Genomic DNA, 25,242 nt, shown 5'->3' with positions numbered 1-25,242 from the left:
GTGTGCCATGCCCGCAGCCGCTGACGCCCCCCTGATCGCCATGCGTGGCGTCACGAAAACCTATTCCGGCATCACCGCTTTGGAGGATGTCGGATTCAGCATCGCCGCCGGCGAGGCGGTCAGCCTTGCGGGTGAAAACGGTTCAGGCAAATCGACGTTGATCAAGATTCTGGCAGGGGTGGAACAGCGCGATTCGGGCGAGATCAGCTTTGGCGGCCAACCGCAGAACGGTCTGACGCCGCGCACGGCAGCCGCCGCAGGGGTCAAGGTGATCTTTCAGGATTTCTCTTTGTTTCCAAACCTTACGGTGGCGGAGAACATCGGCTTCAGCGCCGAATTGGGTGCCGGGCACCGGCTGGTGAACCGCGGCCGGGTGCGGGCCTTGGCCGAGGCGACCTTGCAGCGGCTGGGGGTGCAGATCGACCTTGACGCCCGCGTCGAAAGCCTGCCGGTGGCGCACAAGCAACTGGTGGCGATCTGCCGGGCCCTTGCCACCGAGGCCAGGCTGATCATCATGGACGAGCCGACCACGGCGCTGACCGGGCGTGAGGTGGCGACCCTTCTGGGCATCATCCGCCGCCTGAAGGCCGATGGCGTGGCGGTGCTGTTTGTCAGCCACAAGCTGGCCGAGGTGCTGGAGGTTTGCGAGCATGTGGTGGTGCTGCGCAATGGCCGCAAGGTGGCCGAGGGGCCCGCGGCCGAGTTCGATCAGGCCAAGCTGACCCGCCACATGACCGGCCGCGATGTGGCCGACGCGCCGCCCGAGGCCTTGCCGCCGGATGCGCCGCTGCTGATGGCGGTGCGCGGGCTTGCCAAGGCCGGGGCCTTTGCCGCGGTGGATTTCGACCTGCATGGCGGCGAGGTGCTGGGCATTTCGGGCCTGCTTGGAAGTGGTAGAACTTCGCTGGCCAAGGCGTTGTTCGGGCTGGTTATTCCAGATACTGGATCAGTGCGGGTCGATGGCCGCGACGTGGCTTTGGGCGACCCCTTGGCTGCCGCCCATGCCGGGATCGGCTATGTGCCCGAGGACCGGCTGACCGAAGGCCTGTTCCTGACCCAATCCATCCTGCGCAATGTCGGCATTGGTCGATTGGAGGCGCATGGCCGGGCGGCAGGCGTTCTGGACCTGGCTGGTCTGTGGGCCGATGCCACCGACTGGCTGAAGCGGCTGGCGGTCAAGGCGCCGCGGGTGACTGCCGAGGTGCGCAGCCTGTCCGGCGGCAACCAGCAGCGGGTGGTGCTGGCGCGCTGGCTTTCGCGCAGCCCGCGGGTGCTGGTGCTGAACGGCCCCAGCGTCGGCGTCGATGTGGGCTCAAAAGCGGAAATTCACGGCATCATCCGCGAGCTTTCGGCGCAGGGGCTGGGGGTGATCGTGATCTCGGACGACCTGCCGGAGCTTTTGACCACCTGCCACCGGATTCTGGTGATGAAAGACGGGCGGATCACCGACGAACTGGCGGGCGGCACCGCCGAAGCCGATCTGGCGCGCAGGCTGGCATCATGAAGCGCCTCGATTTCTCGCGCAACGAAACGCTGGTGGCGTTGGTGATCCTGGGCTTCTGCGCGCTGGCCACCATCTCTGACCCCAGTTTCCTGTCGATGCCGACGCTGACCGATCTTTTGCGCGGCGGCATCGTGCTGGGGATATTCGCCGTTGCCGCCATGGTGGTGCTGGTGTCGGGCGGCATCGACGTCAGCTTTACCGCCATCGCCGCCTTTGCGATGTATTCCACCACGCTGATCCTTGTGAGCCTGGCGCCCGGCCTGCCCTGGCCGCTGGCCTTTGCCCTGTCGGTGGGCATCGGGGCGGCTTTGGGGGCGATCAACGGCATCTTCATCGCATTTTTCGGCCTGCCGACGCTGATCGTCACCCTTGGCACACTGTCGATCTTCCGCGGCTTCCTGCTGACCTTCGTTGGCAGCAAGCTGATCTCGAACCTGCCGCAGTCGATGCGCGATTTCTCGAAACAGATGCTGTTTCGCGGCACCAATGCCGATGGCAGTTTCTTCTCCTTGCCGCTGGCGTTCCTGGCGCTGGTGGGGGTGGTGGTGCTGACATGGTTCATCCTGAACCGCACCCTGCTGGGCCGGTCGATCTTTGCCATCGGCGGCTCGGTCGAGTCGGCGCGGCGGATAGGGGTGAACGTGCGGGCGGTGCAGTTCTTCATCTATGTCTATGTCGGAGCACTTGCGGGGCTGGCGGGGATCATCCACGCCTCGATGGCGCGGGTGGCCAATCCGTTCGATCTGGTCGGGCTGGAGCTTTCGGTGATCGCCGCCGTGGTGCTGGGTGGGGCGCGGCTGACCGGCGGGGTCGGCACGCTGACCGGCACGCTGTTGGGGGTGACGCTGATCGTGCTGGTGCGCAACAGTCTGATCGTGATCGGGATTCCCTCGACCTGGCAATCGGTGGCGATCGGCGTGCTGATCCTGGTCGGCACCGGCTTGCCAGCCTGGCAGGCCAAGCGAGCGGCGGCGCGGGCTGGATGAGGGGTGAAGCATGAGCATTGCGGCAAGATTTGCAGGCACCGAGGCGCGGCTGGCGGTGATCGCGGTGGTGGTCTTCGTCGCCATGGCGCTGCTGTCGCCGGACCGGTTCCTGTCGGTGCAGAACCTGACCTCGATGGCGTTCCAGTTCCCCGAGTTCGCGATTCTGGCGCTGGCGACCACGGTGGCGATGCTGACCGGCGGGATTGATTTGTCGGTGGTGGGGATTGCCAACCTTTCCGCCATCATTGCCGCCACCATCCTGATCCAGATCGCCGGGCCTGCGGCTGTGGGGCCGGATGCGGTGCTGTGGCTGGCGGCCTCGATGGCGGCGGCTTTGGTGGTGGGGGCGGTGGCGGGGCTGTTCAACGGCATATTGATTGCGGTGCTGGGGCTGCCTGCGATTCTGGCCACGCTGGGGTCGGGGCTGATCTTCACCGGCATTGCGGTGGCGCTGACCGGTGGGTCGGCGATGATGGGCTTTCCGGCGGCGACGGCCTGGCTGGGGAATGGCTTGCTGTTCGGCGTGCCGGTGCCGTTGGTGCTGTTTGCCGTGCTGGCGCTGGGGATCGGGTTCCTGTTGACCCGCACCGGGTTCGGGCTGAAAATCCAGATGTTTGGCACCAACCCACTCGCGGCACGGTTCGCTGCGGTGAACGTGACCAGCGTCTTGATCCGGGTCTATGTGCTGTCGGGGATGCTGGCGGCGATTGCCGGCATGGTGATCATGAGCCGCGCCAACTCGGCCAAGGCGGATTATGGTTCCAGCTACATCCTGCTGGCGGTGCTGATCGCGGTTTTGGGCGGGGTGAACCCCTATGGCGGCTATGGCAAGATCATCGGCGTGGTGCTGGCGGTGCTGTCGATGCAGTTCCTGTCCAGCGGGTTGAACATGTTGCAGGTTTCCAACTTTGCCCGCGAATTGATCTGGGGCAGCCTGCTGATCTTCGTTATGATCGTCAACAGCAAGACCGGCTTCGGGATGCGGCGCGGCAAGCCCGCACCCGCGAGGCCAAGACCAGAGCAAAGCAGCGGGAGCGGCAGATGAAGAAGATCCTGAACAACCCGGTCGATTATGTGGACGAGATGCTGGAGGGGCTGATCGCGGCGCATCCGCATTTCTACCGGCTGCACGGCGATAGCGGCCGGGTGGTGGTGCGGGCGATGCCGGGGCATCGTGGCAAGGTCGGTCTGGTCACCGGCGGCGGTTCGGGGCATCTTCCGGTGTTCACCGGCTATGTCGGCGCCGGGCTGCTGGATGCCTGCGCCATTGGCGACGTCTTCGCCTCGCCCTCGGCCGAGCAGATGGCCGATGCCATCCGCTTTGCCGATCAGGGCGCCGGGGTGCTGCGGCTTTACGGCAATTATGGCGGCGACATCATGAATTTCGACATGGCCGGCGAGCTGGTCGAGTTCGAGGATATCACCTGCACCACGGTGGTGCTGGCCGATGATGTGGCCTCGGCCCCGTTGGCGGAACGGGAAAAGCGCCGGGGCGTGGCGGGGATGGTCTATGCCTTCAAGATCGCCGGGGCCGCGGCGGAATCGGGCCGCGATCTGGCGGCGGTGACCAAGGTGGCGCAGAAGGCGGCGGATGCTTGTCGCTCGATCGGTGCAGCGCTGTCGCCCTGCACGGTGCCGCAGGTCGGCAAGCCCACTTTCCACATCGCGGAAGACGAGATGGAGATGGGCATGGGCATCCACGGCGAGCCGGGCGTCTGGGTGGACAAGCTGCGCCCCGCCGATGCGATTGCCGGCGAGATGATGGACCGGCTGCTGGCCGACATGCCTTTGGCAAAGGGTGATCGGGTGTCGGTGATGGTGAACAGCCTTGGCGCCACGCCGCCCGAGGAGTTGTATATCCTGTATCGCATCGTCAAGGCGCGGCTGGAGGCTGCGGGGGCGACCATCGTGATGCCGCTGGTCGGGCGCTATGCCACCTCGATGGAGATGGCGGGGGTGTCGTTCACCCTGCTGAAGCTGGACCCGGAGTTGGAGGGCCTGCTGAAAGCCCCCTGCGAATGTGCGTTCTGGAGGGTGTGATGAGCATCGACCGTGCCGCTGTGGTGGCGGGCATCACCCGGCTGGCCGCCGCGATGGAGCGGGATTTCGATCTGTTGAACACCGCCGATGGGGCCTTGGGCGATGGTGACCTTGGGGTGACGATGACCCGCGGCATGCGGATGGTGGCCGAAGGGGCCGAAGCCTTGCCCGACGATCTGGGCAAGGCGCTGCTGGCCTGCGCGCAGGCGTTCACCAAGTCGTCGGGGTCGTCTTACGGCACCTTGATGGCGACCGGGCTGATGGCGATGGCCAAGGCGCTGAAGGGGCGGGAAAGCTGCGAGGCGGCGGAGTTTTCCGGGCTGGTGGCTTTGGCGCGCGATGCGATGCAGGCGCGCGGCAAGGCGGAACTGGGCGGCAAGACCGTGCTGGACAGTCTGAACGCGGTGGCCTTGGCAACGGCGGGGGTCAGCGACCCCGCAGCGGTGGCAACGGCGGCGGTGCAGGGCGCGCGGGCGGCGATGGAGGCGTTCCGCGACAAGCCTGCCACCGTGGGCCGGGCGCGGATCTTTGCCGAGAAAAGCCGCGGGCTGGACGATCCCGGCATGCTGGCGATGACCGAAGTGGTGGTGGCGCTGGCGGGGTAAGACCCGGCGCGTCCACTTGCCCGGCAACGGCGTGCTCAAGATCAGCCGTCGCCGCAGCGGGGGGCGATCAACCCGTTGCCGGCGCGGACTTCGCGGTTTTCCGACGGGCTTTCAGACCATCAGCGCCGAAACCTGCTGGCCAAGCGGGCTTTGCAGCACCCCCAGCACCGCCCCGGTCAGCGCCACCGCCCGCGCGCTCAGCCGCATGTCCTCGCCGCGCAGCAGGCTGTAGGTCAGCAGCGCTGCCCCCACCGGCAAGGCCACGATGATCAGCGTCGAGTTGACGGCATGGGTCGCCAGACGCATCTGGGTCGAGGGGCGGGCAACGGCCACTGGTTCGGGCAGCATTGGATACAGCGCCTCACGCACCCGCTGCAATTCGGCACTCTGCCGGCGGGGCAGGTCGGGCAGGTCATTGGCCACCACCATCGGCAAGGCCAACACGGCGGCCGTCCGTAATGCGGCCTTGCCACCAAGGTGGCGGCGGCTGGGCACCGCTTGCAGCAGCGCATCCAGCGCGTCGGGCGTCACCACGCCGGGCTTGTCGTGCCACAGCACCATTTCGGCCGGATAGCGGGTCACGATCCGCTCGACCAGCAGGCGGCACAGCCCGTCAAGTCGCTGCGCCAGCGCCGGGGCATCGGCCTCGGGCCGCGCCGGGCCGACCGACAGGGTCAGGCAGCACAGATAGCCGCACCCCGGGTTGTCGGCATGCGCCAGCACGATGCGCATGGCGTCAAGTTCAAAGACCGCCGTATCCTCGCAATCCCAGACCAGGCTGCGCGCCTGCGCCGGGCAGCGTTCCAGCGCGCTGTCCAACTCGCCGACGATTCGGGCGAAGTTCGGGATGGGGTGCTCTGCATACAAGAGCTGGGCAATCGTACTCTTCGGCATCGCACACATGGCATATCCTCCGACAAGAGCGCCCTTGAGCAATGCCCCCTGATTGTGCCGGGACTGCGAACAATTTGTGCAAAATTAACGGTAAATTATTCCGGTTGTGTCCGGTTTCCGCCGCAATGACAAAGGCCGCCCGAAGGCGGCCTTTGTTTCCGATCTGGTGTTTCCGAACCGGGCCGATGGCTCAGCAGGAATAATACATCTGGTATTCCACCGGGTGCGGCGTGTGTTCGAAGGCGTAAACCTCTTCCCACTTCAGCGCCACATAGCCGTCAAGCTGGTCCTTGGTGAACACGTCGCCGGCCAGCAGGTAATCCATGTCCTTCTCCAGCTCTTCCAGCGCCTCGCGCAGGGAACCGCAGACGGTCGGGATTTCGGCCAGTTCTTCCGGCGGCAGATCATAGAGATCCTTGTCCGAAGCCGGGCCCGGGTCGATCCTGTTCTTGATGCCGTCCAGACCGGCCATCATGAGTGCTGCAAACGCCAGATAGGGGTTGGCGGCCGGATCGGGGAAGCGGGCCTCGACGCGCTTGGCTTTCGGGCTTTCGGTCCACGGAATCCGCACGCAGCCAGAGCGGTTGCGCGCCGAATAGGCCCGCAACACCGGTGCTTCGAAGCCCGGGATCAGCCGCTTGTAGCTGTTGGTCGAGGGGTTGGTCAGCGCGTTCAGCGACTTTGCGTGCTTCAGGATGCCGCCGATGAAATACAGCGCCTCCTGGCTGAGGTCGGCGTATTTGTCGCCGGCAAACAACGGCTTGCCGTCTTTCCAGATCGACATGTTCACATGCATGCCCGAACCGTTGTCACCCTTCATGGGCTTGGGCATGAAGGTGACGGTCTTGCCATAGGCATGCGCCACGTTGTGGATCACATACTTGTATTTCTGGATGTTGTCGGCCTGCTCGGTCAGCCCGCCGAAGATCATGCCCAGTTCGTGCTGGCAGGTCGCCACTTCGTGGTGGTGCTTGTCAACCTTGATGCCCATGCGCTTCATGGTGGACAGCATCTCGCTGCGGATGTCCTGGGCTTCGTCCACCGGGTTGACCGGGAAATAGCCGCCCTTGTGACCGGCGCGGTGGCCGTAGTTGCCGCCCTCGGTGGCGGAATCGGTGTTCCAGGCGGCGGCTTCGGCGTCGATCTGGTAGGACACCTTGGCCGGCGTCACCGAATAGCGCACGTCATCGAACAGGAAGAACTCGGCTTCCGGGCCAAAGTAGGCCGCGTCACCGATGCCGGTCGATTTCAGATAGGCCTCGGCCTTCTGCGCGGTCTGGCGCGGGCAGCGCGAATAGGCCTCGCCGGTGTCGGGCTCGACCACGTTGCAATGCACGCACATGGTCTTTTCGGCATAGAACGGGTCGATATAGACCGAGCCTGCATCGGGCATCAGCTTCATGTCGGACTGGTCGATGGATTTCCAGCCGGCGATCGACGAGCCGTCGAACATGAAGCCTTCCTCGAAGAAGTCTTCATCCACCAGATCGGCCACCAGCGTCACATGCTGCATCTTGCCGCGCGGATCGGTGAACCGGATATCGACGTATTCGACATCCTCTTCCTTCATCAGTTTCAGAGCATGTGAAACCTTGCTCATCGGGACATTCCTTTTGCTTGAGGATTGCGGTTGCGGGCAGCTTGCCAGAGTGGGGCGGCCCGGATGTTTCAGATGGCGTCGTCGCCGGATTCGCCGGTGCGGATGCGGATGGCCTGTTCGACCGAGCTGACAAAGATCTTGCCGTCGCCGATCTTGTCGGTGCGCGCGGCAGAAACAATGGCTGCAATTGCCGCATCAACCATGTCGTCGGCCAGCACCACCTCGATCTTCACCTTGGGCAGGAAATCGACCACATATTCGGCGCCGCGGTAAAGTTCCGTGTGGCCCTTCTGGCGGCCAAAACCCTTGACCTCGGTCACCGACAGGCCCTGAATTCCGACTTCCTGCAGCGCCTCCTTGACCTCATCAAGCTTGAACGGCTTGATGATCGCCTCGATCTTTTTCATGGCAGCACCCCCGGAAATCGTGTTCCTTGGTGTCTGATCACTTCTGCCCGGCGGCGTCCATCGGTGCGCCGACAACTTGCCGCAGACGGGGCGGGAATCCGTGCGGTGTGATGAATTTTTGTGCAATACGCCGTTTCGGCGGGCGATTTGTGAAAAGGTGCTGCGGAAATGACCGAGTTGCTGACGGCAGCACAGATGCGGGCGCTGGAACGGGCGGCGATCGACTCTGGCCGGGTGACCGGGCTGGAGCTGATGGAGCGGGCAGGGCGTGGCGTGGTCGAGGCGATCTTCCACGAATGGCCAGAGTTGCGCGCCACCTCGCAGCGGGCGGTGGTGCTGTGCGGGCCGGGCAACAACGGCGGCGACGGTTTCGTGGTGGCGCGGTTGCTGAAAGACTGGGGCTGGCAGGTGGAGGTCTTGCTTTTCGGCGACCCGTCAAAGCTGCCACCGGATGCGCGGGCGAACCACGAGCGGTGGTGCGGCATGGGGCAGGTGACGGCGTTTCATGCCCGTGACTCATGGCAGGAGGTTCTGGACCGCTTCCCGCAAGCGCGGGACCAGATCCTGATCGACGCGCTGTTCGGCACGGGTCTTGCGCGACGGCTTGAAGATCCCGTTCGCAACCTGCTGCGCCATCTGGACGATACGCTGGACCTGTGCGTCGGCAGGTATGTCGCCGTGGATGTGCCGTCAGGGGTTTGTGCAGATTCGGGCAAGGGCCTGTCGGACTGGCTGCGCAAGGCCGATCTGACAGTGACATTCCACCGCGCCAAGGTCGGTCATTTCCTCGACTGGGCGCCCTATTACGCCGGTCGGTTGGTTGTCGTGGATATCGGATTGACCGGCGCAAAGGCTGGGCGTGGCAAGACGGTGCACCTTGTGCAAGACGGGCACCCGCTGCTGAACAAGAAGCATGGCTTTCACAAATACCACTACGGCCATGCGCTGCTGCTGGCGGGCGGGCCGGGGCGAGGTGGTGCCGCCCGGCTGGCCGCCCGCGGCGCGCTGCGCATCGGCGCCGGGCTGGTGACGCTGGGCTGTTTGCCCGAGGCGATGGCCGAGAATGCGGCAAGGCTGGATGCTGTGATGCTGCGGACGGTGGCCGATGCGGCGGCGTTGGAGGGCGTGCTGGAAGACAAGCGGATCAACGCGCTGTGTCTTGGCCCCGGTCTGGGGGTCAGCGATGAAACCCGGGCGCTGGCAGCGCAGGGGTTGAAGAGCGGCCGGGCGCTGGTGCTGGATGCCGACGCCCTGACGCTCATCGCGCGCGATGCGTCGCTCTTCGCTGGATTGCACGCGGGCTGCGTCCTGACCCCGCATGGCGGCGAATTTGCCCGGCTGTTCCCGGACATTGCCGCCCGGCTGGACGCCGTTGCCGAGACCGGCCCGGCCTATTCCAAGGTCGATGCCACCCGTGAGGCCGCGGCGCGGGCGGGTTGCGTGGTGCTGTTCAAAGGCCCCGACACGGTGATTGCCGCACCGGACGGGCGTTGTTCCATTCACTCTGCCGCCTATGACCGCGCCGCCCCCTGGCTGGCCACCGCAGGGGCGGGCGACGTGCTGGCGGGCTTCATCACCGGCCTTCTGGCCCGCGGCTTTGCACCGTTCGACGCCGCCTGCACCGCGGCCTTCCTGCATGTCGAATGTGCCCGCAGCTTCGGCCCCGGGCTGATCGCCGAAGACCTGCCGGACGAACTGCCGAAGGTGCTGCGCGGCCTTGGTCTGCTTGAGCCGGCAAAAACCGCCACGGCCTCGTTGTAGCGCGGGCGCTATTCCTGTATGCCGCCCGGCAACATCGAAATTGCCGGGGGCGGGAATGACCACCACACAGAACGGGCTGACCTATGCCGATGCGGGCGTCGATATCGACGCGGGCAATGCGCTGGTGGAGCGGATCAAACCGGCGGCCAAGCGCACGCAGCGGCCCGGCACCATGTCGGGTCTGGGCGGCTTTGGTGCGCTGTTCGATCTGAAGGCGGCGGGGTTCACCGACCCGGTGCTGGTGGCCGCCACCGACGGCGTCGGCACCAAGCTGCGCATCGCCATCGACACCGGCAATGTCGATAGCATCGGCATCGACCTGGTGGCTATGTGCGTCAACGATCTGGTCTGCCAGGGTGCCGAGCCGCTGTTTTTCCTGGATTATTTCGCCACCGGCAAGCTGGAGCTTGATCAGGCCACCCGCATCATCAACGGCATTGCCGCGGGCTGCGAGGCCTCGGGCTGCGCGCTGATCGGCGGCGAGACCGCGGAGATGCCGGGGATGTATCACCGCGGCGATTTCGATCTGGCGGGCTTTGCCGTGGGCGCGATGGAGCGCGGCGCCGATCTGCCTGCGGGCGTGGTGGCGGGCGATGTGCTGCTGGGCCTCGCGTCAAACGGCGTTCATTCCAACGGCTATTCCTTCGTGCGCAAGGTGGTGGAATTGTCGGGGCTGGGCTGGGACGCGGCCTCGCCGTTTGGCGACGGCACGCTGGGGGCGGCGCTGCTGGCCCCGACCCGGCTTTATGTGAAATCCGCACTGGCGGCGGTGCAAGCGGGCGGCGTGCATGCGCTGGCCCATATCACCGGCGGCGGGCTGACCGAAAACCCGCCGCGAGTGATTCCCGAAGGGCTGGCCTGCGAGATCGACCTGTCGGCCTGGACCCTGCCGCCGGTGTTCCGCTGGCTGGCCGAGACCGCCAGGATGACCGAAGCCGAGTTGCTGAAAACCTTCAACTGCGGCATCGGCATGATCGCCGTGGTGGCCGCCGACCGGGCCGAGGCGCTGACCGCGCTGCTGGCCGCGCAAGGCGAGACTGTGACCCGCATCGGTCAGGTGGTGCCGGGCGCAGGGGTGATCTACCGCGGAAAGCTGCTGTGAAACGCGTGGCCCTCCTGATCTCGGGGGGCGGGTCGAACATGCTGGCGCTGTGCCGCGACATGGTGGGCGACCACCCGGCGCGGCCGGTGCTGGTGGCCTCCAACGACCCCACGGCCGCCGGTCTGGCGCGGGCGGCGGCGTTGGGTATCGCCACCGCGGCGGTCGATCACCGCAGCTTCAACGGCGACCGCGCGGCGTTCGAGGCGGCGCTGCTGCAACCGATTCTGGCGGCGGAGCCCGACATCCTGTGCCTCGCCGGTTTCATGCGGGTGCTGACCCCGGCTTTCGTCGCGCGGTTCGAAGGAAGGATGCTGAACATCCACCCCTCGCTGCTGCCGAAATACCCCGGCCTGCATACCCATCAGCGGGCGCTGGACGCGGGCGATACGCAAGCGGGTTGTACCGTTCACGAGGTGACGCCCGTGCTCGACGCTGGCCCGATCCTCGGTCAGGCGCGCGTGCCGATCCTTCCCGGCGATACCGCAGACAGCCTTTCCGCCCGGGTGCTGGTGCAGGAACATCGGCTTTACCCCGCCGTGCTGCGCCGCTTTGCCGCAGGCGACCGCAGCCCGCTGTTCCTGACCTGATTTCACCTTTGCCCAAATATCCCCGCCGGAGGCTCTGACGGAGGGGCCGGGAGCCTCCGGCGGGGATATTTGAGAACAGATGAATGACAAGCGACGTTGGTTCTGCTGCAGGAATCCGGCGCGGGGCTTTCAATTCGCACCATGACTGCCTATAGCGGATGTGCGGGATGCCCCCGCGGCACATTGCAGCGCAGGACCGGCATGCAGACCATCACCACGACGACCGACCTTGCCGACTTCTGTGAAGCTGCAAAGCGCGAACCTTACGTCACCATCGACACCGAGTTTCTGCGCGAGCGGACCTATTGGTCCAAGCTTTGCCTGATCCAGATGGCCTTGCCGGGCAAGACCGGGCGGGCGGTGCTGGTCGATCCGATCGAAGGCCCCGAGATGTCGCTGGAGCCGCTTTATGATCTGTTCCGGCATCAGGCCACCGTCAAGGTGTTCCACGCCGCCCGGCAGGATCTGGAGATCTTTTTCGTCGAGGGCAACTCTTTCCCCGAGCCTTTGTTTGACACGCAAGTCGCGGCGATGGTCTGCGGCTATGGCGAACAGGTCGGCTACGAGACGCTGGTGAAGAAGATCGCCAAGGAAAACCTCGACAAGACCTCGCGCTTCACCGACTGGTCGCGCCGGCCGCTGTCCGAGGCGCAAAGCGATTATGCGCTGGCCGATGTGACGCATCTGCGGGTGGTTTACGAATCGCTGGCGGCGCAGATCGCCAAAAGCGGGCGGCAGAAATGGGTCGAGGAAGAGCTTTCGATCCTGACCGACCCCGCCACCTACACCACCCATCCCGAAGAGGCGTGGCAACGGGTGAAGACCCGCACCACATCCGGGCGGTTTCTGGCGGTGGTCAAGGAACTGGCGCGGTTTCGCGAGGACTATGCGCAGCGCAACAACGTGCCGCGCAGCCGGGTGCTGAAGGACGATGCACTGCTGGAACTGGCCTCGACCCGGCCGACCAACGCCGAGGAGCTGGGCCGCTCGCGCCTGTTGATGCGCGAGGGACGGCGCGGCGATATTGCCGACGGGATTCTGGCGGCGGTGAAGGCGGGGCTGGAGACGCGGCCCGAGGATTGCCCGAAACCCGACCTCAGCCGCGATCAATTGCAGGTCAATCCGGCACTGGCCGATCTGTTGCGGGTGCTTCTGAAGGCCAAGTCCGAAAGCCTTGGGGTGGCGGCGCGGCTGATCGCCAGTGCTGCCGATCTGGACGCCATCGCCGCGGGGGTGCGCGACCTGCCGACGCTGCATGGCTGGCGGCTGGAGGCTTTTGGCAATGATGCGCTGCGGCTGTGCCGGGGCGAGATTGCGCTGTCGGCCAAGGGCAACGAGGTGCGGGTGGTCACGCTGTGACGCCACCGCTGCGGCTGGTGGTCATGGGGGTTTCCGGCTGTGGCAAATCCAGCGTCGGGGCGGCGCTGGGGCAGCGGCTGGGGCTGGACTATCTGGATGGCGACGACCTGCATCCGGCGGCAAATATCGACAAGATGCGCCGAGGTGTTGCGCTGGACGATGCCGACCGTTGGCCCTGGTTGCAGGCGGTGGGGCAGGCGCTGGCCGCAGGGCCGCGGATTGTCGGCTGTTCGGCGCTGAAACGCCGTTACCGCGATCTGATCCGGTCCGAGGTGGGCGCACCGGTGATCTTCGTGCATCTGGCGGGCAGCAAGGCGCTGATTGCGGCGCGGATGGCGGCGCGGATGGCGGCACAGCCTGGACATTTCATGCCGTCAAGCCTGCTGGACAGCCAGTTCGCGGCGCTGGAGCCGCCGGGGGCCGACGAGGCGGCGGTGCAGATCAGCATTGATCAGCCGCTGGACCGGCTGGTGGCCGACATTGCAGCGCAGCTTAGCGGCGGCTGGCGCGGGCGTTCGACGCCCCCTGCACCGTGATCGTGCGGATCTTGGCCAGCTTGAAATCGGACAACTGATAAGCCGCCGTCACTTCGCGCGAGCGTTGGGTCGAGACGTCGGCCCGCGCAATCGGCGGCAACATGCGGAAGTCGAAAATCTGATTGCCATCTTCGCCCAGCGGCAGCGCCACCAGTTCGGCCTCCCACCAGCCTTGCGTCGGCGGCAGACCGGTGGCGCGCACGATCGCCCCGCCCTTCATCGGCTCGACCGTCATGCTCAGCACTTGCGCCACCAAGGGCCGCGCGTCCTGTTCCGGCCCCGGCAGCACCAGTGCCGTGGTCTCGGCCGGGGCCGATTTGCGGAACCAGTTGAACGGGTTCAGCTTGGTGCTGCAGGCCGAAACCAGCAGAAGCGCCATCAGGGCAGCCAAAAGCGGACGTCTCATGCGCAATTCCCTTGTTCTCTGCTGCTTGGGTAGCCGATGCCGCGGGCTTTGAAAAGCCGCCACCGCGCCCGGGCTGGACGTTTTGCCGCCAAACCCCTAGGTCAAAGGCATCAGATGGAGATTGCCATGGCCAGCGCCGCCTTCGAGGACATTGCCGAGACCTTCGAGTTTCTCGACGACTGGGAGGATCGCTATCGGCATGTGATCGAACTGGGCAAGGCAATGCCGCCATTGGACCCGGCGTTCAAGGTGCCGGCGACCAAGGTCGATGGCTGCGCCAGTCAGGTCTGGCTGCGGCCGGTGGTCAGCGGTCAGGGGCCGGCGGCGGTGTTCGATTTTCAGGGCGATTCGGATGCGATGATCGTGCGCGGGCTGATTGCCATTCTGCATGCGCTGTATGCCGGGTTGACGCTGGCGCAGGTGGGGCAGGTGGATGCCGGGTTCGAGCTGGGTCGGCTGGGGTTGAACGAGCATCTGTCGGCGCAACGCTCGAACGGGGTGCGGGCGATGGTCGAGCGGATACGGTCGGTGGCGGCGGTCTGAGGTGTTGGCGCCGGAGCCTCCGGCGGGGATATTTGCGCAAAGGTGAATGGTCAGAGCGGGGCGGTCGCTTGGGTCAGCCAGCGTTGTGCTGCGGCGGACAGGCGGGGGGCGAGTTTCGCGGCTGTCTCGGCGTGGTAGGCGTTCAGCCAGGTGCGTTCTCCCGGCGACAGCAGGTCGGGCAGGATCAGGCGGCGGTCGAGGGGGACGAAGGTCAGGGTCTCGAAGCTGAACTGGGCGCGGTCGTCGCCGCCGGGCAGGGGGGGCGCGTCCTGCACCACGATCAGGTTTTCCAGCCGGATGCCGAAGGCGCCCTCGCGGTAGTAGCCGGGTTCGTTGGACAGGATCATGCCGGGTTCGAACGGCACTTCCGACAGGCGGCTAAGGCGTTGCGGGCCTTCGTGCACCGACAGGAAGGCGCCGACGCCGTGGCCGGTGCCGTGGTCGAAATCCATGCCTTTCAGCCACAGGTTGTAGCGGGCGAAACCGTCCAGATCGCGCCCCGCCAGACCGCGCGGAAAGCGCAGGCGGCTGATGGCGATCATGCCTTGCAGCACGGCGGTGTAGGCCTCGCGCGCCTCCGGCCCCGGATCACCGATGGCGATGGTGCGGGTGATGTCGGTGGTGCCATCGACATATTGCGCGCCGGAATCCACCAGCAGCAGTTCGTTGTCGCCAATCGGGCGGTTGGAGCCATCGGTGACGCGGTAATGCATGATGGCACCATTGGGGCCAGAGCCGCAGATTGTGTCAAAGCTGATGTCGTGCAGCGCGTTGGTGGCGCGGCGGAAGCCCTCCAGCGCGCGCACCACGTCGATCTCGGTCAGGCTGCCTTTCGGGGTGGCATCGAGCCAGCACAGGAATTCCACCATCGCCGCACCGTCGCGCAGGTGGGCCGTGCGGGTGGCGGCAATCTCGGTCGGGTTCTTGCGGGCTTTCGGCAGACGGCAGGGGTCGTCGCCCCATTGGCTTTCCACCCCGGCCTCGTCCAGTTCCAGTTTCACCGCCAGCGGGGCGGTGCTGCGGTCCACCCGCACCGGACCTTGCAGGGTGCGCAGGGCGGGCACGAAGGCCGAAGGCGGGCGCAGGGTGATCTGCGGGCCAAGGTGGGCGCGGGTGGTGGCGTCGAACTTGGCGGGGTCCGCGAACAGGGTGACGCGGGCATCGTCATGCAGGATGGCAAAGCCGTGCAGCACCGGGTTGCGCGGCACATCGGCACCGCGGATGTTCAGCAGCCAGCACAGGCTGTCGGGCAGGGTGAGGACGGCGGCGCGCTGACCGGCCTCGCGCAGGGTTTCGGCAAGGCGGGCGCGTTTGGCGGTGCTGGCCTCGCCCGCCAGCTCAACCGGCTGCGGGAAGGCCAGACCCAGCGGCGGGCCGGGTTGATCCGGCCAGATTCGGTCGATGAAATTGCTGCAATCCTGGAGGGTTACGGCGCTGCCTTCAAGTGATGCCTCAAGTTTGGCGATCTCGTCGGCGGTGTGCAGCCAGGGGTCGTAGCCCAGCACGCCCGTGGCCAGATGCGCGCGCACCCAAGGGCCGGGTTGGGTTTCCGGCCAGGGCACCGGGGTGAAATGCGCAAGGTCGACCTGGCCCTTCACCTGCACCCGGTAGCGGCCGTCGATGAACACCCCCGCCACGTCCGGCAGCACGATGGCGAACCCCGCCGAGCCGGTGAAGCCGGTCAGCCACTGCAGGCGTTCATCGCGCGCCGCGACGTATTCGCCCTGATGCGCATCGGCGCGCGGCACCAGAAAGCCTGCCAGCCCTTCCAGCGCCAGCACCCGGCGCAAGCTGGCCAGCCGCGCGGGGCCTTGGGCGGGATTGGCGGTGGCGCTGAAGCTTTGGAACATCATCCGGCCTTTCGCAGGTTTTGGCTGCGGGCGCGTTTGCGCGGGTCGGATTCGAACAGGCCCGCCAGTTGCTCGGTCATCGCACCCGCCAGTTGCTCGACATCGGTGATGGTGACGGCGCGGTTGTAATAGCGGGTCACGTCATGGCCGATGCCGATGGCGATCAGCTCGACCTGACGGCGCTTTTCCACCATGGAAATCACGTCGCGCAGGTGTTTTTCCAGGCAGGAGGCGGGGTTGACCGACAGCGTGCTGTCATCGACCGGCGCGCCATCGGAAATCACCATCAGGATCTTGCGCGCCTCGCGCCGCCCGGTCAGGCGGCGATGCGCCCATTCCAGCGCCTCGCCGTCGATGTTTTCCTTCAGAAGCCCCTCTTTCATCATCAGCCCGAGGTTGTTGCGCGCCCGCCGCCACGGCGAATCGGCGCCCTTGTAGATGATGTGACGCAGATCATTCAGCCGGCCGGGCTGCTGCGGGCGGCCATTGGCCAGCCATTTCTCGCGGCTTTGCCCACCCTTCCAGGCGCGGGTGGTAAAGCCCAGAATTTCCACCTTGACCTGGCAGCGTTCCAGCGTGCGCGCCAGCACATCGGCGCAGATCGCGGCGATGGAAATCGGGCGGCCGCGCATGGAACCGGAGTTGTCCAGCAAGAGCGTCACGCAGGTGTCGCGGAATTCGGTATCCTTTTCGCGCTTGAACGACAAGGGCGTGGTGGGGTTGGCGACGACGCGGGCAAGGCGACCGGCGTCGAGGGTGCCTTCTTCCAGATCGAACTCCCAGCTGCGGTTCTGCTGCGCCTGCAGGCGGCGTTGCAGCTTGTTGGCAAGGCGGGAGACGGCGCCTTTCAGGGGTTCAAGCTGCTGGTCCAGATAGGCGCGCAGGCGTTCCAGTTCGGCGGGTTCGGCAAGGTCTTCGGCCTTGATTTCCTCATCGAATTCCGTGGCATAGACGGTGTAGTTCGGGTCGGCCTCGGAATAGGGCGCGGGCGGCGGCGGCTCCAGCGGCGCCTCGCCCTCGGGCAGTTCAGCCTCGTCGCCCTGCTCCATGTCGGCCTGTTCGTCGGTGCTGACCTGGGCCTGAGACGCGTCCTGGCTGTCTTCCTGGCTTTGCTCGGGGGCGGCGTCGGACTCGTCGCTGTCCTGTTCGTCGCCTGCAGAATCTGGCTGATCGGGATCGTCCTCGGCCTCGCTGTCGCTGTCCTCGGGGTCGTTCTGGTCGGGGTCGTCGCCCAACTGGTCGCCATAGCCGAGGTCGGAAATCACCTTGCGGGTCAGCCGGGCGAAGGCCGCCTGATCGGCCAGCACATGGTCAAGGTTTTCAAGGGCTTGCCCGGCCTGGCCTTCGATGAAATCGCGCCAGAGGTTCATCACGTTGGCGGCGGATTTCGGCATGTCGCGGCCGGTCGCCAGGTGCCGCACCAGGTAGCCCGCCGCCACCGACAGCGGCGCATCGGCGGCCTGGGTGATCTGGCCGTAACCCTTGCGGTCGGCCTCGTGGGCGATCTTGGCGTCGATATTGCCCGCGGTGCCGGGCATCAGCCGCGCACCGACCGCTTCGCAACGGGCGACCTCCATCGCGTCGTAAATCTCGCGCGCCATCGGGCCGGTGGGGGCATAGCGGGTGGCCACCGCGTCGTCGTGGTGGCGCAGGCGCAGGGCGAAGGCGTCGGCGGTGCCACGGGCCAGCAGCACCTCGTCGCGGGTCATGCGGCGGCTGACCTGCGGCAGGCGCATGCCCTCCTTGGTCAGGCCGGGCGGATCGACCGAATAGGCCACCGCCAGTTCGCTATCCCCCGCCATGGTACGGGTGGCCTCTGCGAGGGCCTTCTTGAACGGATCGGCGGGGTTGTCGGTGGGTTTGGTCATGGCATGGCCTGCTCACACCGCTCATCCGCCCGCACGGGCGTCTTCGCTGCATGTTGTCCAGCGAAGACCGACCGCAAGGAAGGGATGAGCGCGCCCGTCACTTCAACGCCATGCTGACCGCCGACTCCGGCAGTTCCTCGCCAAAGCAGCGCTGGTAGAACTCGGCCACGGTCTGGCGCTCCAGCTCGTCGCATTTGTTCAGGAAGGTGAGGCGGAAGGCATAGCCGACATTGCGGAAAATCTCGGCGTTCTGCGCCCAGGTGATCACGGTGCGGGGCGACATCACAGTGGACAGATCCCCGGCCATGAAGGCGGTGCGGGTCAGGTCGGCCACCGTCACCATCTGGCTGATGATCTTGCGGCCCTTGTCGGTGTTGTAATGCGCGGCCTTCGACAGAACGATGGCGGATTCCGCATCGTGGCTCAGGTAGTTCAGCGTGGCCACCAGGCTCCAGCGGTCCATCTGCGCCTGGTTGATCTGCTGCACGCCGTGGTAAAGCCCGGTGGTATCGCCCAGACCCACGGTGTTCGAGGTGGCGAACAGCCGGAAATACGGGTTCGGCGTGATGATCTCGTTCTGGTCCAGCAGCGTCAGCTTGCCGTCATGCTCCAGCACCCGCTGGATCACGAACATCACGTCGGGGCGACCGGCGTCGTATTCGTCGAACACAATGGCGACCGGGTTGCGCAAGGCCCAGGGCAGGATGCCCTCGTGGAATTCGGTCACCTGCTTGCCGTCGCGCAGCTTGATCGCGTCCTTGCCGATCAGGTCGATCCGGCTGATGTGGCTGTCAAGGTTCACCCGCACGCAGGGCCAGTTCAGCCGGGCCGCCACCTGTTCGATATGGGTGGATTTGCCGGTGCCGTGATAGCCCTGGATCATCACCCGGCGGTTATAGGCAAAGCCCGCAAGGATCGCTAGTGTGGTATCGGGGTCGAACTTGTAGGTCGGATCGACCAGCGGCACCCGGTCAGAGCGTTCGGCAAAGCCTTTCACCTTCATGTCGCTGTCGATGCCGAAGACCTCGCGCAGGTCGATCTCTTCGGTGGGTTTCGCGTTCTGGTCCAGCATTCGATCCGCCATGTTGTTCGGCACCCCTTGGGCGCGGCCTGCGGGTTTTGTGGAACATATCGCGGGGGGCTGCAAGGGAAAGGCTGTGGCTCACGAAACCGGGGGCGATATTCCCGTTTGCGTGAGGCGGGCAGGTAGGGGGCGGCAGCGGCCCCATGTTGTGCCATAACCGATAAGGATCAACCGGGAGGAACCCATGCACCGCCGCACCCTGCTTGCCTCTGCCGCAGCCCTGCTGGGGTTGGGGCTTTCAACCCGCGCCCCGCAGGCCGAGGGCACGTTCGAGATCACCCTGACCGAGGCCGAATGGCGGGCCCGGCTTTCGCCCGAGGCCTATGCCGTGCTGCGCGAGGAAGACACCGAGCGCGCCTTCACCAGCCCGCTGAATGACGAGCATCGCGCCGGCACCTTCCACTGCGCCGGTTGTGACCTGCCGCTCTATGCCTCGGACACCAAGTTCGACAGTGGCACCGGCTGGCCCAGCTTTTTCCAGCCGTTGGACAATGCCGTCGCCACCAAGGAGGACAACACGCTGTTCTCCACCCGCACCGAGGTGCATTGCCGCCGCTGTGGCGGCCACCTTGGCCATGTGTTCAACGATGGCCCGCAGCCCACCGGCCTGCGCTATTGCATGAACGGCGTGGCGCTGAGCTTCAAACCGGCCTGAGGGTCGCCCGCCGGATCAGTCGGCCGCCGCAGGGACAATGCAGGTCAGCTTCAGCCGCTTGCCGACCGTGGCAGTGGCGCAGAAAATACCTCCGGCGCAATTCCCGGACCCCTCGGCGGCGACAATGGGTCGGCCACCGTTGCCCAGGCACTGTTGGGCCGAATGTGGTGTGGCTGAGGCATTGGTCTGGGTAAGATCGCCGCCTTCCGGCATGGTTTGCTCAAGGGCAAGACCGTCCGCGCCGTCCGTGTCGGCCAATATCGGGGCAGCGCCGCACAGCGCCAGTGCCACCGCAAGAAATACGATGCGCAACATTGGAACCTCCCAAGGTCTTTACACAGCTTTCATCGTGATAAAACGGAGTATCCAGAATGTATCTTAAAATGACCGGAAAGTCACCGGGGCAATCGCTGCACCGTTGTCTGGATGCGCTGAAACAGGCTCATGCAAGGCCCGCTGCCGGTTTCGACAAGGTGAACGCGCGCGTCAGTCGCGGAAGAACCGGCTGTCCTTGATCTGGTCCCAGGCCCAGACCACCTCTTGCAGCCGCTCTTCATCGTCGCGGTTCCCGCCGTTCATGTCCGGATGAAGATCCTTGACCAGGCTCTTGTATTGCTTGCGAATTTCCGGCTTGGTCCAGGTATCGCGCGCATCCAGAATCTCCAAAGCCTTGCGCTCGGTCGAGGGCAGCTTGCGGGTGGCCTGGTTGATGGTCTTGCCGGGATTCTGCGTGGCGTTGCTGCCGAGGATTTCGATCGGATCATCCACCCCCAGCCGCGACCAGGCCCGGCCCTCGTCGGGGCGCTTGCCGAAGGGCTGGGTTTCGCGGCCCCAGACCCGGTCCTTGTCGAGGAATTTCTGGAAATCGTCGTCGCTGGTGCCCTGAAAGAAATTCCACTTCAGGTTGTATTCGCGGATGTGTTCCTTGCAGAACCAGAAGAACTCGTCCAGCAGGTCGGGCGATTTCGGGGCGCGGTAAACCCCCGCCTCCTTGCAGCCGGGAAACTCGCAGCCCCGGGTCGAGGTTTCGAACGCCCCGGACATGCCGCGACGCCCGGTCTTGCGGCGTTTCTTGTCGGACGACACGCGGATGTCGAATTCGAACGGGGGTTTGGTCATCTGGCTTGCCTTTCCGACTCGGAGGCGGGAGTTTACGGCATTGCGCGGGGGATTGAAGGGGGAAAGGGCGAAAATGACGATTGCCGAGGAAATACATCAGCGGCTGCAGGCGGCCTTTGCACCGGAAACCCTGCAAGTTCAAGATGATAGCGAAAAACACCGCGGCCATGGCGGCTGGAGCGAGGGCGGCGAAAGCCATTTCAGCGTGCTGATCCGCGCCCCGACGCTGGCGGCGATGCCGCGTCTGGCGCGCCACCGGGCGGTGAATGCGGCGCTGGGGGCCGACCTGATCGGCCGCATCCACGCGCTGGCGCTGGACGCGGGCTGAGGCGCGGGCTTGCCCTGGCCGCAGATCAGCGGGGTGTCACGGCCAATGAAAAATGCATTCCCTGCATAGGTTTTGTTTGCCGCCCCGCAGGCGCCGTGGCATCCTGAGGCGGTAATCCGCCCAGCCCCCGGAGCCGCGCCATGACGCCGTTCAACCCCGAGCTTGATCTGGAACTCGACCGCCTGCTGGAAGCGCCGCCCGGCAAGGTCTGGCGCTGCTGGACGGAACCGGCGCTGCTGGTGCAATGGTTCACGCCCCGGCCAGTGGTCACCCGCACCGCCATCATCGAAGTCACCCCCGGTGGGCGGTTTCACACCGTGATGGTGATGCCGGACGGCACCGAGGACGCCTCGGAAGGCTGCATCCTGCAAGCCATCCCGCAGCGCCGCCTGATCTTTACCGACACGCTGGAGGCCGGATACCGCCCGGCCCGCGGCCCGCATCTGGGCTTTACCGGCATCATCACCCTGAACGCCGAAGGCAACGGCACCCGCTACCATGCCCGCGTGCTGCACCGCGACGCCGCCACCTGCAAAACCCATGCCGACATGGGCTTTCACGACGGCTGGGGCGCCGCCACCACGCAACTGGACGACCTCGCCACCTTGCTTTAAGCCATTTCTCCTTTGGTCAAATATCCTCGGGGTGAGCCGCGCAGCGGCGAGGGGCAGACAGCCCCTTCTTTCTCTTGCAGCGGCCCGTCCCGGCACTAGGGTAGCCCGCAACAGGAGAACACCATGACCGAAACCGCCATCCGGCTTGCCGACTACCAGCCCTTCAGCCACCTGCTGCCCGAGGTCGATCTGACCTTCCGGCTTTCCCCCGATGCCACCCGTGTCAGTGCGCGCCTGCATTTCGCCCCCAACCCGGGCCGCGCAGGCCACCCCGACCTGCGGCTGGACGGCGAGGGGTTGCGGCTGCTGTCGATCAGCCTCGACGGCAAACAGCTTGACCTCACCCCCGACGCCCAGGGCCTGACCATCCCCGCCGCCCTGCTGCCAAACCGCCCTTTCACCCTGCAAACCGAAGTCGAGATCGCCCCCGCCGCCAACACGGCACTGGAGGGCCTTTACATCTCGAACGGCATGTATTGCACGCAATGCGAGGCCGAGGGCTTTCGCAAGATCACCTTCTACCCCGACCGCCCCGACGTGATGGCGCGCTTCAGCGTGCGGATCGAGGCCGACCTGCCGGTGAAGCTGTCGAACGGCAACCCGACGGCGCAGGGGCCGGGATGGGCCGAATGGCACGACCCCTGGCCGAAGCCTGCCTACCTGTTCGCGCTGGTGGCGGGCGATCTGCGGGCACATTCCGACAGCTTCACCACCATGTCGGGCCGCGAAGTGGCGCTGAACATCTGGGTGCGCCCCGGCGACGAGACCCGCTGCGGCTATGCCATGGGCGCGCTGCAACGCGCGATGCGCTGGGACGAAACCGCCTACGGGCGCGAATACGATCTCGATCTCTTCAACATCGTCGCGGTCGATGATTTCAACATGGGCGCGATGGAGAACAAGGGGCTGAACATTTTCAACAGCCGCTATGTGCTGGCCCTGCCCGAAACCGCCACCGACGACGACTTCGCCCGCATCGAGGCGATCATCGCGCATGAGTATTTCCACAACTGGACCGGCAACCGCATCACCTGCCGCGACTGGTTCCAGCTTTGCCTGAAGGAAGGCCTGACGGTGTTCCGCGACCAGCAGTTTTCCGGCGACATGCGCAGTCAGGCGGTCAAGCGCATCGAGGATGTCGCCCTGCTGCGCGCCCGGCAGTTCCGCGAGGACGGCGGGCCGCTGGCGCATCCGGTGCGCCCCGATACCTACGTCGAGATCAACAATTTCTACACCGCCACGGTCTATGAAAAGGGCGCCGAGGTGATCGGCATGCTGAAGCTGCTGGTGGGGGATGCCGATTATGCCCGGGCGCTGGACCTCTACTTCGCCCGCCACGACGGTCAGGCCGCCACCATCGAAGACTGGCTGAAGGTGTTCGAAGACACCACCGGCCGCGATCTGGCGCAATTCAAACGCTGGTATACCGAGGCCGGAACCCCGCGGCTGAAGGTGACGGACGACTGGCAAGAAGGCACCTATACCCTGCATCTGCAACAGGACCTGCCGCCCACCCCCGGCCAGCCCACCAAGGCGCCGAAGCTGATCCCGGTGGCGCTGGGTCTTTTGAACCCCAATGGCGACGAGGTGCTGCCAACAGTCGTGCTGGAACTGTCGCAAACCCGGCAAAGCTTCAGCTTCCCCGGCCTCGCCAGCCGCCCGGTGCCATCCTTGCTGCGCGGCTTTTCGGCGCCGGTTATTCTGGAACGCGAAACCCCCGCCGCCGAGCGTGCCCTGCTGCTGGCGCATGACACCGACCCGTTCAACAAATGGGAGGCGGGGCGGGCGCTGGCCAAGGACGCGCTGGCGCGGATGATCCTCGACGGCGCCGAGGCCAGCCGCGATTGGCTGGACGCGATGGCGCGGGTGGCGCAGGACGACAGCCTCGATCCGGCCTTCCGCGCCCTTGCCCTGCGGCTGCCGGGCGAGGATGACATGGCGCAGACCCTGCACGCCGCAGGCCATGTGCCCGACCCCGCAGCGATCCACGCCGCCCGCACCCGGATGACGCAGGCCCTGGCGCAAACCCTCGCCCCGAACCTGCACGCCCTGATCGCCCGCCACAGCACCCCCGGCCCCTACAGCAGCGACGCCGCCGCCGCCGGGCCGCGCGCCCTGCGGCTGGCCGCACTGGCGCTGCAAAGCCGCCTCGATGCCGGGGCGGCGGCCGCGGCGCTGGCAGCAGCGGCTGACAACATGACCGACCAGATCGGCGCGCTGTCCTGCCTGCTGGAGATCGGCAAGGGCCAGCCCGAACTGGACCGCTTTGCCGCCCGCTGGTCTGGCGACCGGCTGGTGATGGACAAGTGGTTCGGCCTGCAGATCGGCCTTGCCGCCCCGGATCAGGCGGCGGCAGTGACCGAGCGGCTGACCCGTCACCCGCTGTTCGACTGGAAGAACCCCAACCGCTTCCGCGCGGTGTTCGGGGCGCTGGCCGCCAATCACGCGGGCTTCCACCAAGCCTCGGGGGCGGCCTACCGGCTGACCGCCGACTGGCTGCTGAAGCTGGATGCGCTGAACCCGCAAAGTGCCGCGCGGATGTCCACCGCCTTCGAAACCTGGGCGCGCTATGACGCCGACCGCCAGGGCATGATCCGCGCCGAACTTTCGCGGATGCTCGCCACCCAAGGCCTCAGCCGCGATCTGGCGGAAATGGCGGGGCGGATGCTGGGGGCGGACTGATCCCATTCACCTTTGCTCAAATATCCCCGCCGGAGGCTCTGACGGTAAGACCGGGAGCCTCCGGCGGGGATATTTGCGCAGAGAAGAAATGCTCAGTTGCAGTAGCTTTGGCGGCCAACCCAGGCGGCCATGGCGGCGCGTTTGTCGGCCTTGCGGAACGGCATCCAGTCGCGGCCCAGCCCCTGACGGCCATTGCCGACCACCGCTTGATCGTTGCCCACCTGATCGGCCATGATCTTGACCGCACATTCCAGATTGGCCGCGCCGTCCTTCAGTGCCGCGGACGACTGTGCTTCGCAGCCGAAATGCCGGGCGGTGGCGGGCGATATCTGCATGACGCCGATATAGGCGCCGCCGCCGCCCGCCGCCTTCGGGTTCCACGAGCTTTCGTATTTCGCCACCGCCGAAAGCATCGCCACCCAGAAGGCGCGGCGTTCGGTCAGGTTGGCCTCGGGGTAGCCAGGGCACCATTGCCGAATGTCGGAGGGCTGGCTGGCGGCCAGCACGGTGTCGTGGGCGGCCACGGCCTGCATGGTGCTGACGGTCCATTCCGCGGCTTCGGGGCGGTGATCCCAGCCCATCACCGGCTGCGCCATCTCGGGTTTCACCGGCACGCAGGCCGCCAGGGCCAGCACCAAACCGCTTGTCAGCACCGCAATCCGCATCCAACCGCCATCCACAACGCCGCATCCTTGTGCGACCGACGGGTTTT

25 protein-coding genes are annotated in these 25,242 nt (G+C 66.0%); 15 read left to right on the top strand and 10 right to left on the bottom strand.

Going from position 1 to position 25,242, the window contains the following annotated elements; genetic code table 11:
• Positions 1-7: 7 nt before the first annotated feature.
• From RSW2DRAFT_RS11655 to RSW2DRAFT_RS11635, 5 genes are read left to right on the top strand one after another with little or no spacing between them, the layout of a single operon-like run.
• Positions 8-1,504: a sugar ABC transporter ATP-binding protein gene (locus RSW2DRAFT_RS11655; RefSeq protein ID WP_008031183.1), complete on the top strand. Its 1,497-nt coding sequence runs from the start codon at positions 8-10 to the stop codon at positions 1,502-1,504.
• Positions 1,501-2,490, top strand: a complete 990-nt coding sequence (locus RSW2DRAFT_RS11650; protein ID WP_008031180.1) for an ABC transporter permease — start codon at positions 1,501-1,503, stop codon at positions 2,488-2,490. The genes RSW2DRAFT_RS11655 and RSW2DRAFT_RS11650 overlap by 4 nt, the downstream gene beginning before the upstream one ends.
• 10 nt (positions 2,491-2,500) lie before the next feature.
• Positions 2,501-3,535 (top strand): ABC transporter permease, encoded by a 1,035-nt coding sequence (locus RSW2DRAFT_RS11645; RefSeq protein WP_008031178.1) that lies wholly within the window; start codon positions 2,501-2,503, stop codon positions 3,533-3,535.
• Positions 3,532-4,530: a dihydroxyacetone kinase subunit DhaK gene (locus RSW2DRAFT_RS11640; protein ID WP_008031176.1), complete on the top strand. Its 999-nt coding sequence runs from the start codon at positions 3,532-3,534 to the stop codon at positions 4,528-4,530. Before RSW2DRAFT_RS11645 ends, RSW2DRAFT_RS11640 begins: the two co-directional genes overlap by 4 nt.
• Positions 4,530-5,135 carry a dihydroxyacetone kinase subunit L gene (locus RSW2DRAFT_RS11635; protein WP_008031175.1) on the top strand — a complete coding sequence of 202 codons (606 nt, stop codon included), beginning with the start codon at positions 4,530-4,532 and terminating at the stop codon, positions 5,133-5,135. The genes RSW2DRAFT_RS11640 and RSW2DRAFT_RS11635 overlap by 1 nt, the downstream gene beginning before the upstream one ends.
• 111 nt (positions 5,136-5,246) lie before the next feature.
• On the opposite strand, the gene RSW2DRAFT_RS11630 is transcribed toward RSW2DRAFT_RS11635, so the two are convergent.
• The 3 genes from RSW2DRAFT_RS11630 to RSW2DRAFT_RS11620 all read right to left on the bottom strand — a co-directional run bounded on the left by RSW2DRAFT_RS11630 (position 5,247) and on the right by RSW2DRAFT_RS11620 (position 8,036).
• A complete protein-coding gene (locus RSW2DRAFT_RS11630) occupies positions 5,247-6,029 on the bottom strand; it encodes a hypothetical protein (protein ID WP_156790703.1) in 783 nt (260 codons plus the stop codon).
• Between the two features lie 190 nt (positions 6,030-6,219).
• Positions 6,220-7,629, bottom strand: coding sequence for a type I glutamate--ammonia ligase (glnA, locus tag RSW2DRAFT_RS11625; RefSeq protein ID WP_008031170.1), 1,410 nt, complete (start codon positions 7,627-7,629; stop codon positions 6,220-6,222).
• Positions 7,630-7,697: 68 nt separating this feature from the next.
• Positions 7,698-8,036 (bottom strand): P-II family nitrogen regulator, encoded by a 339-nt coding sequence (locus RSW2DRAFT_RS11620; protein WP_008031169.1) that lies wholly within the window; start codon positions 8,034-8,036, stop codon positions 7,698-7,700.
• Positions 8,037-8,204: 168 nt separating this feature from the next.
• Between RSW2DRAFT_RS11620 and RSW2DRAFT_RS11615 the strand changes: the two genes are divergently transcribed.
• The 5 genes from RSW2DRAFT_RS11615 to RSW2DRAFT_RS11595 all read left to right on the top strand — a co-directional run bounded on the left by RSW2DRAFT_RS11615 (position 8,205) and on the right by RSW2DRAFT_RS11595 (position 13,381).
• On the top strand, positions 8,205-9,797 hold the full coding sequence (locus RSW2DRAFT_RS11615) for a bifunctional ADP-dependent NAD(P)H-hydrate dehydratase/NAD(P)H-hydrate epimerase (protein ID WP_008031166.1): 1,593 nt from the start codon (positions 8,205-8,207) through the stop codon (positions 9,795-9,797).
• Positions 9,798-9,852: 55 nt separating this feature from the next.
• Positions 9,853-10,899 (top strand): phosphoribosylformylglycinamidine cyclo-ligase, encoded by a 1,047-nt coding sequence (gene purM / locus RSW2DRAFT_RS11610; RefSeq protein ID WP_008031164.1) that lies wholly within the window; start codon positions 9,853-9,855, stop codon positions 10,897-10,899.
• Complete coding sequence (gene purN, locus RSW2DRAFT_RS11605; protein WP_008031163.1) at positions 10,896-11,486, top strand: phosphoribosylglycinamide formyltransferase; 591 nt, start codon at positions 10,896-10,898, stop codon at positions 11,484-11,486. Before purM ends, purN begins: the two co-directional genes overlap by 4 nt.
• A gap of 201 nt (positions 11,487-11,687) precedes the next feature.
• The gene (gene rnd / locus RSW2DRAFT_RS11600) at positions 11,688-12,845 is read left to right on the top strand and encodes a ribonuclease D (RefSeq protein ID WP_008031161.1); all 1,158 of its coding nucleotides are present in this window, start codon (positions 11,688-11,690) and stop codon (positions 12,843-12,845) included.
• Positions 12,842-13,381, top strand: a complete 540-nt coding sequence (locus tag RSW2DRAFT_RS11595; protein WP_008031159.1) for a gluconokinase — start codon at positions 12,842-12,844, stop codon at positions 13,379-13,381. The genes rnd and RSW2DRAFT_RS11595 overlap by 4 nt, the downstream gene beginning before the upstream one ends.
• Here the strand turns inward: RSW2DRAFT_RS11595 and RSW2DRAFT_RS11590 are convergent.
• Complete coding sequence (locus tag RSW2DRAFT_RS11590; RefSeq protein WP_008031158.1) at positions 13,338-13,787, bottom strand: hypothetical protein; 450 nt, start codon at positions 13,785-13,787, stop codon at positions 13,338-13,340. The two genes, RSW2DRAFT_RS11595 and RSW2DRAFT_RS11590, sit on opposite strands and share 44 nt — an antisense overlap.
• A 126-nt stretch (positions 13,788-13,913) precedes the next feature.
• On the opposite strand from RSW2DRAFT_RS11590, the gene RSW2DRAFT_RS11585 reads away from it, so the two are divergent.
• Positions 13,914-14,330 carry a SufE family protein gene (locus RSW2DRAFT_RS11585; RefSeq protein ID WP_008031156.1) on the top strand — a complete coding sequence of 139 codons (417 nt, stop codon included), beginning with the start codon at positions 13,914-13,916 and terminating at the stop codon, positions 14,328-14,330.
• Positions 14,331-14,380: 50 nt separating this feature from the next.
• Here RSW2DRAFT_RS11585 and RSW2DRAFT_RS11580 read toward each other — a convergent pair whose 3' ends face one another.
• The 3 genes from RSW2DRAFT_RS11580 to cobS form a co-directional block, all read right to left on the bottom strand.
• On the bottom strand, positions 14,381-16,180 hold the full coding sequence (locus RSW2DRAFT_RS11580; RefSeq protein ID WP_008031155.1) for an aminopeptidase P family protein: 1,800 nt from the start codon (positions 16,178-16,180) through the stop codon (positions 14,381-14,383).
• On the bottom strand, positions 16,180-18,048 hold the full coding sequence (cobT, locus tag RSW2DRAFT_RS11575) for a cobaltochelatase subunit CobT (protein ID WP_008031154.1): 1,869 nt from the start codon (positions 18,046-18,048) through the stop codon (positions 16,180-16,182). Before cobT ends, RSW2DRAFT_RS11580 begins: the two co-directional genes overlap by 1 nt.
• A gap of 97 nt (positions 18,049-18,145) precedes the next feature.
• Positions 18,146-19,132 (bottom strand): cobaltochelatase subunit CobS, encoded by a 987-nt coding sequence (gene cobS, locus RSW2DRAFT_RS11570; protein ID WP_040672103.1) that lies wholly within the window; start codon positions 19,130-19,132, stop codon positions 18,146-18,148.
• Positions 19,133-19,316: 184 nt separating this feature from the next.
• On the opposite strand from cobS, the gene msrB reads away from it, so the two are divergent.
• A complete protein-coding gene (gene msrB / locus RSW2DRAFT_RS11565; RefSeq protein ID WP_008031152.1) occupies positions 19,317-19,787 on the top strand; it encodes a peptide-methionine (R)-S-oxide reductase MsrB in 471 nt (156 codons plus the stop codon).
• Positions 19,788-19,802: 15 nt separating this feature from the next.
• Here msrB and RSW2DRAFT_RS11560 read toward each other — a convergent pair whose 3' ends face one another.
• Both RSW2DRAFT_RS11560 and RSW2DRAFT_RS11555 read right to left on the bottom strand, forming a co-directional pair.
• The gene (locus RSW2DRAFT_RS11560; RefSeq protein WP_008031151.1) at positions 19,803-20,102 is read right to left on the bottom strand and encodes a hypothetical protein; all 300 of its coding nucleotides are present in this window, start codon (positions 20,100-20,102) and stop codon (positions 19,803-19,805) included.
• Positions 20,103-20,273: 171 nt separating this feature from the next.
• Complete coding sequence (locus RSW2DRAFT_RS11555; RefSeq protein ID WP_008031150.1) at positions 20,274-20,906, bottom strand: J domain-containing protein; 633 nt, start codon at positions 20,904-20,906, stop codon at positions 20,274-20,276.
• A gap of 73 nt (positions 20,907-20,979) precedes the next feature.
• On the opposite strand from RSW2DRAFT_RS11555, the gene RSW2DRAFT_RS11550 reads away from it, so the two are divergent.
• The 3 genes from RSW2DRAFT_RS11550 (at position 20,980) to pepN (ending at position 24,530) form a co-directional block, all read left to right on the top strand.
• Positions 20,980-21,234, top strand: a complete 255-nt coding sequence (locus RSW2DRAFT_RS11550; protein WP_008031149.1) for a BolA family protein — start codon at positions 20,980-20,982, stop codon at positions 21,232-21,234.
• Positions 21,235-21,374: 140 nt separating this feature from the next.
• Positions 21,375-21,848, top strand: coding sequence for an SRPBCC family protein (locus RSW2DRAFT_RS11545; protein ID WP_008031148.1), 474 nt, complete (start codon positions 21,375-21,377; stop codon positions 21,846-21,848).
• Positions 21,849-21,971: 123 nt separating this feature from the next.
• Entirely contained in the window at positions 21,972-24,530 is a 2,559-nt protein-coding gene (gene pepN, locus RSW2DRAFT_RS11540; RefSeq protein ID WP_008031147.1) for an aminopeptidase N, read from the top strand.
• Positions 24,531-24,622: 92 nt separating this feature from the next.
• Here the strand turns inward: pepN and RSW2DRAFT_RS11535 are convergent, their stop codons facing one another.
• Entirely contained in the window at positions 24,623-25,210 is a 588-nt protein-coding gene (locus RSW2DRAFT_RS11535; protein ID WP_332250765.1) for a transglycosylase SLT domain-containing protein, read from the bottom strand.
• Positions 25,211-25,242 lie beyond the last annotated feature (32 nt).

Source organism: Rhodobacter ferrooxidans (genome assembly GCF_000176015.1).
GTDB lineage: Bacteria > Pseudomonadota > Alphaproteobacteria > Rhodobacterales > Rhodobacteraceae > Pseudorhodobacter_B > Pseudorhodobacter_B ferrooxidans.
Note: the sequence above shows the minus strand (reverse complement) of the source record. Positions and strands in the feature narration are given on the sequence as shown.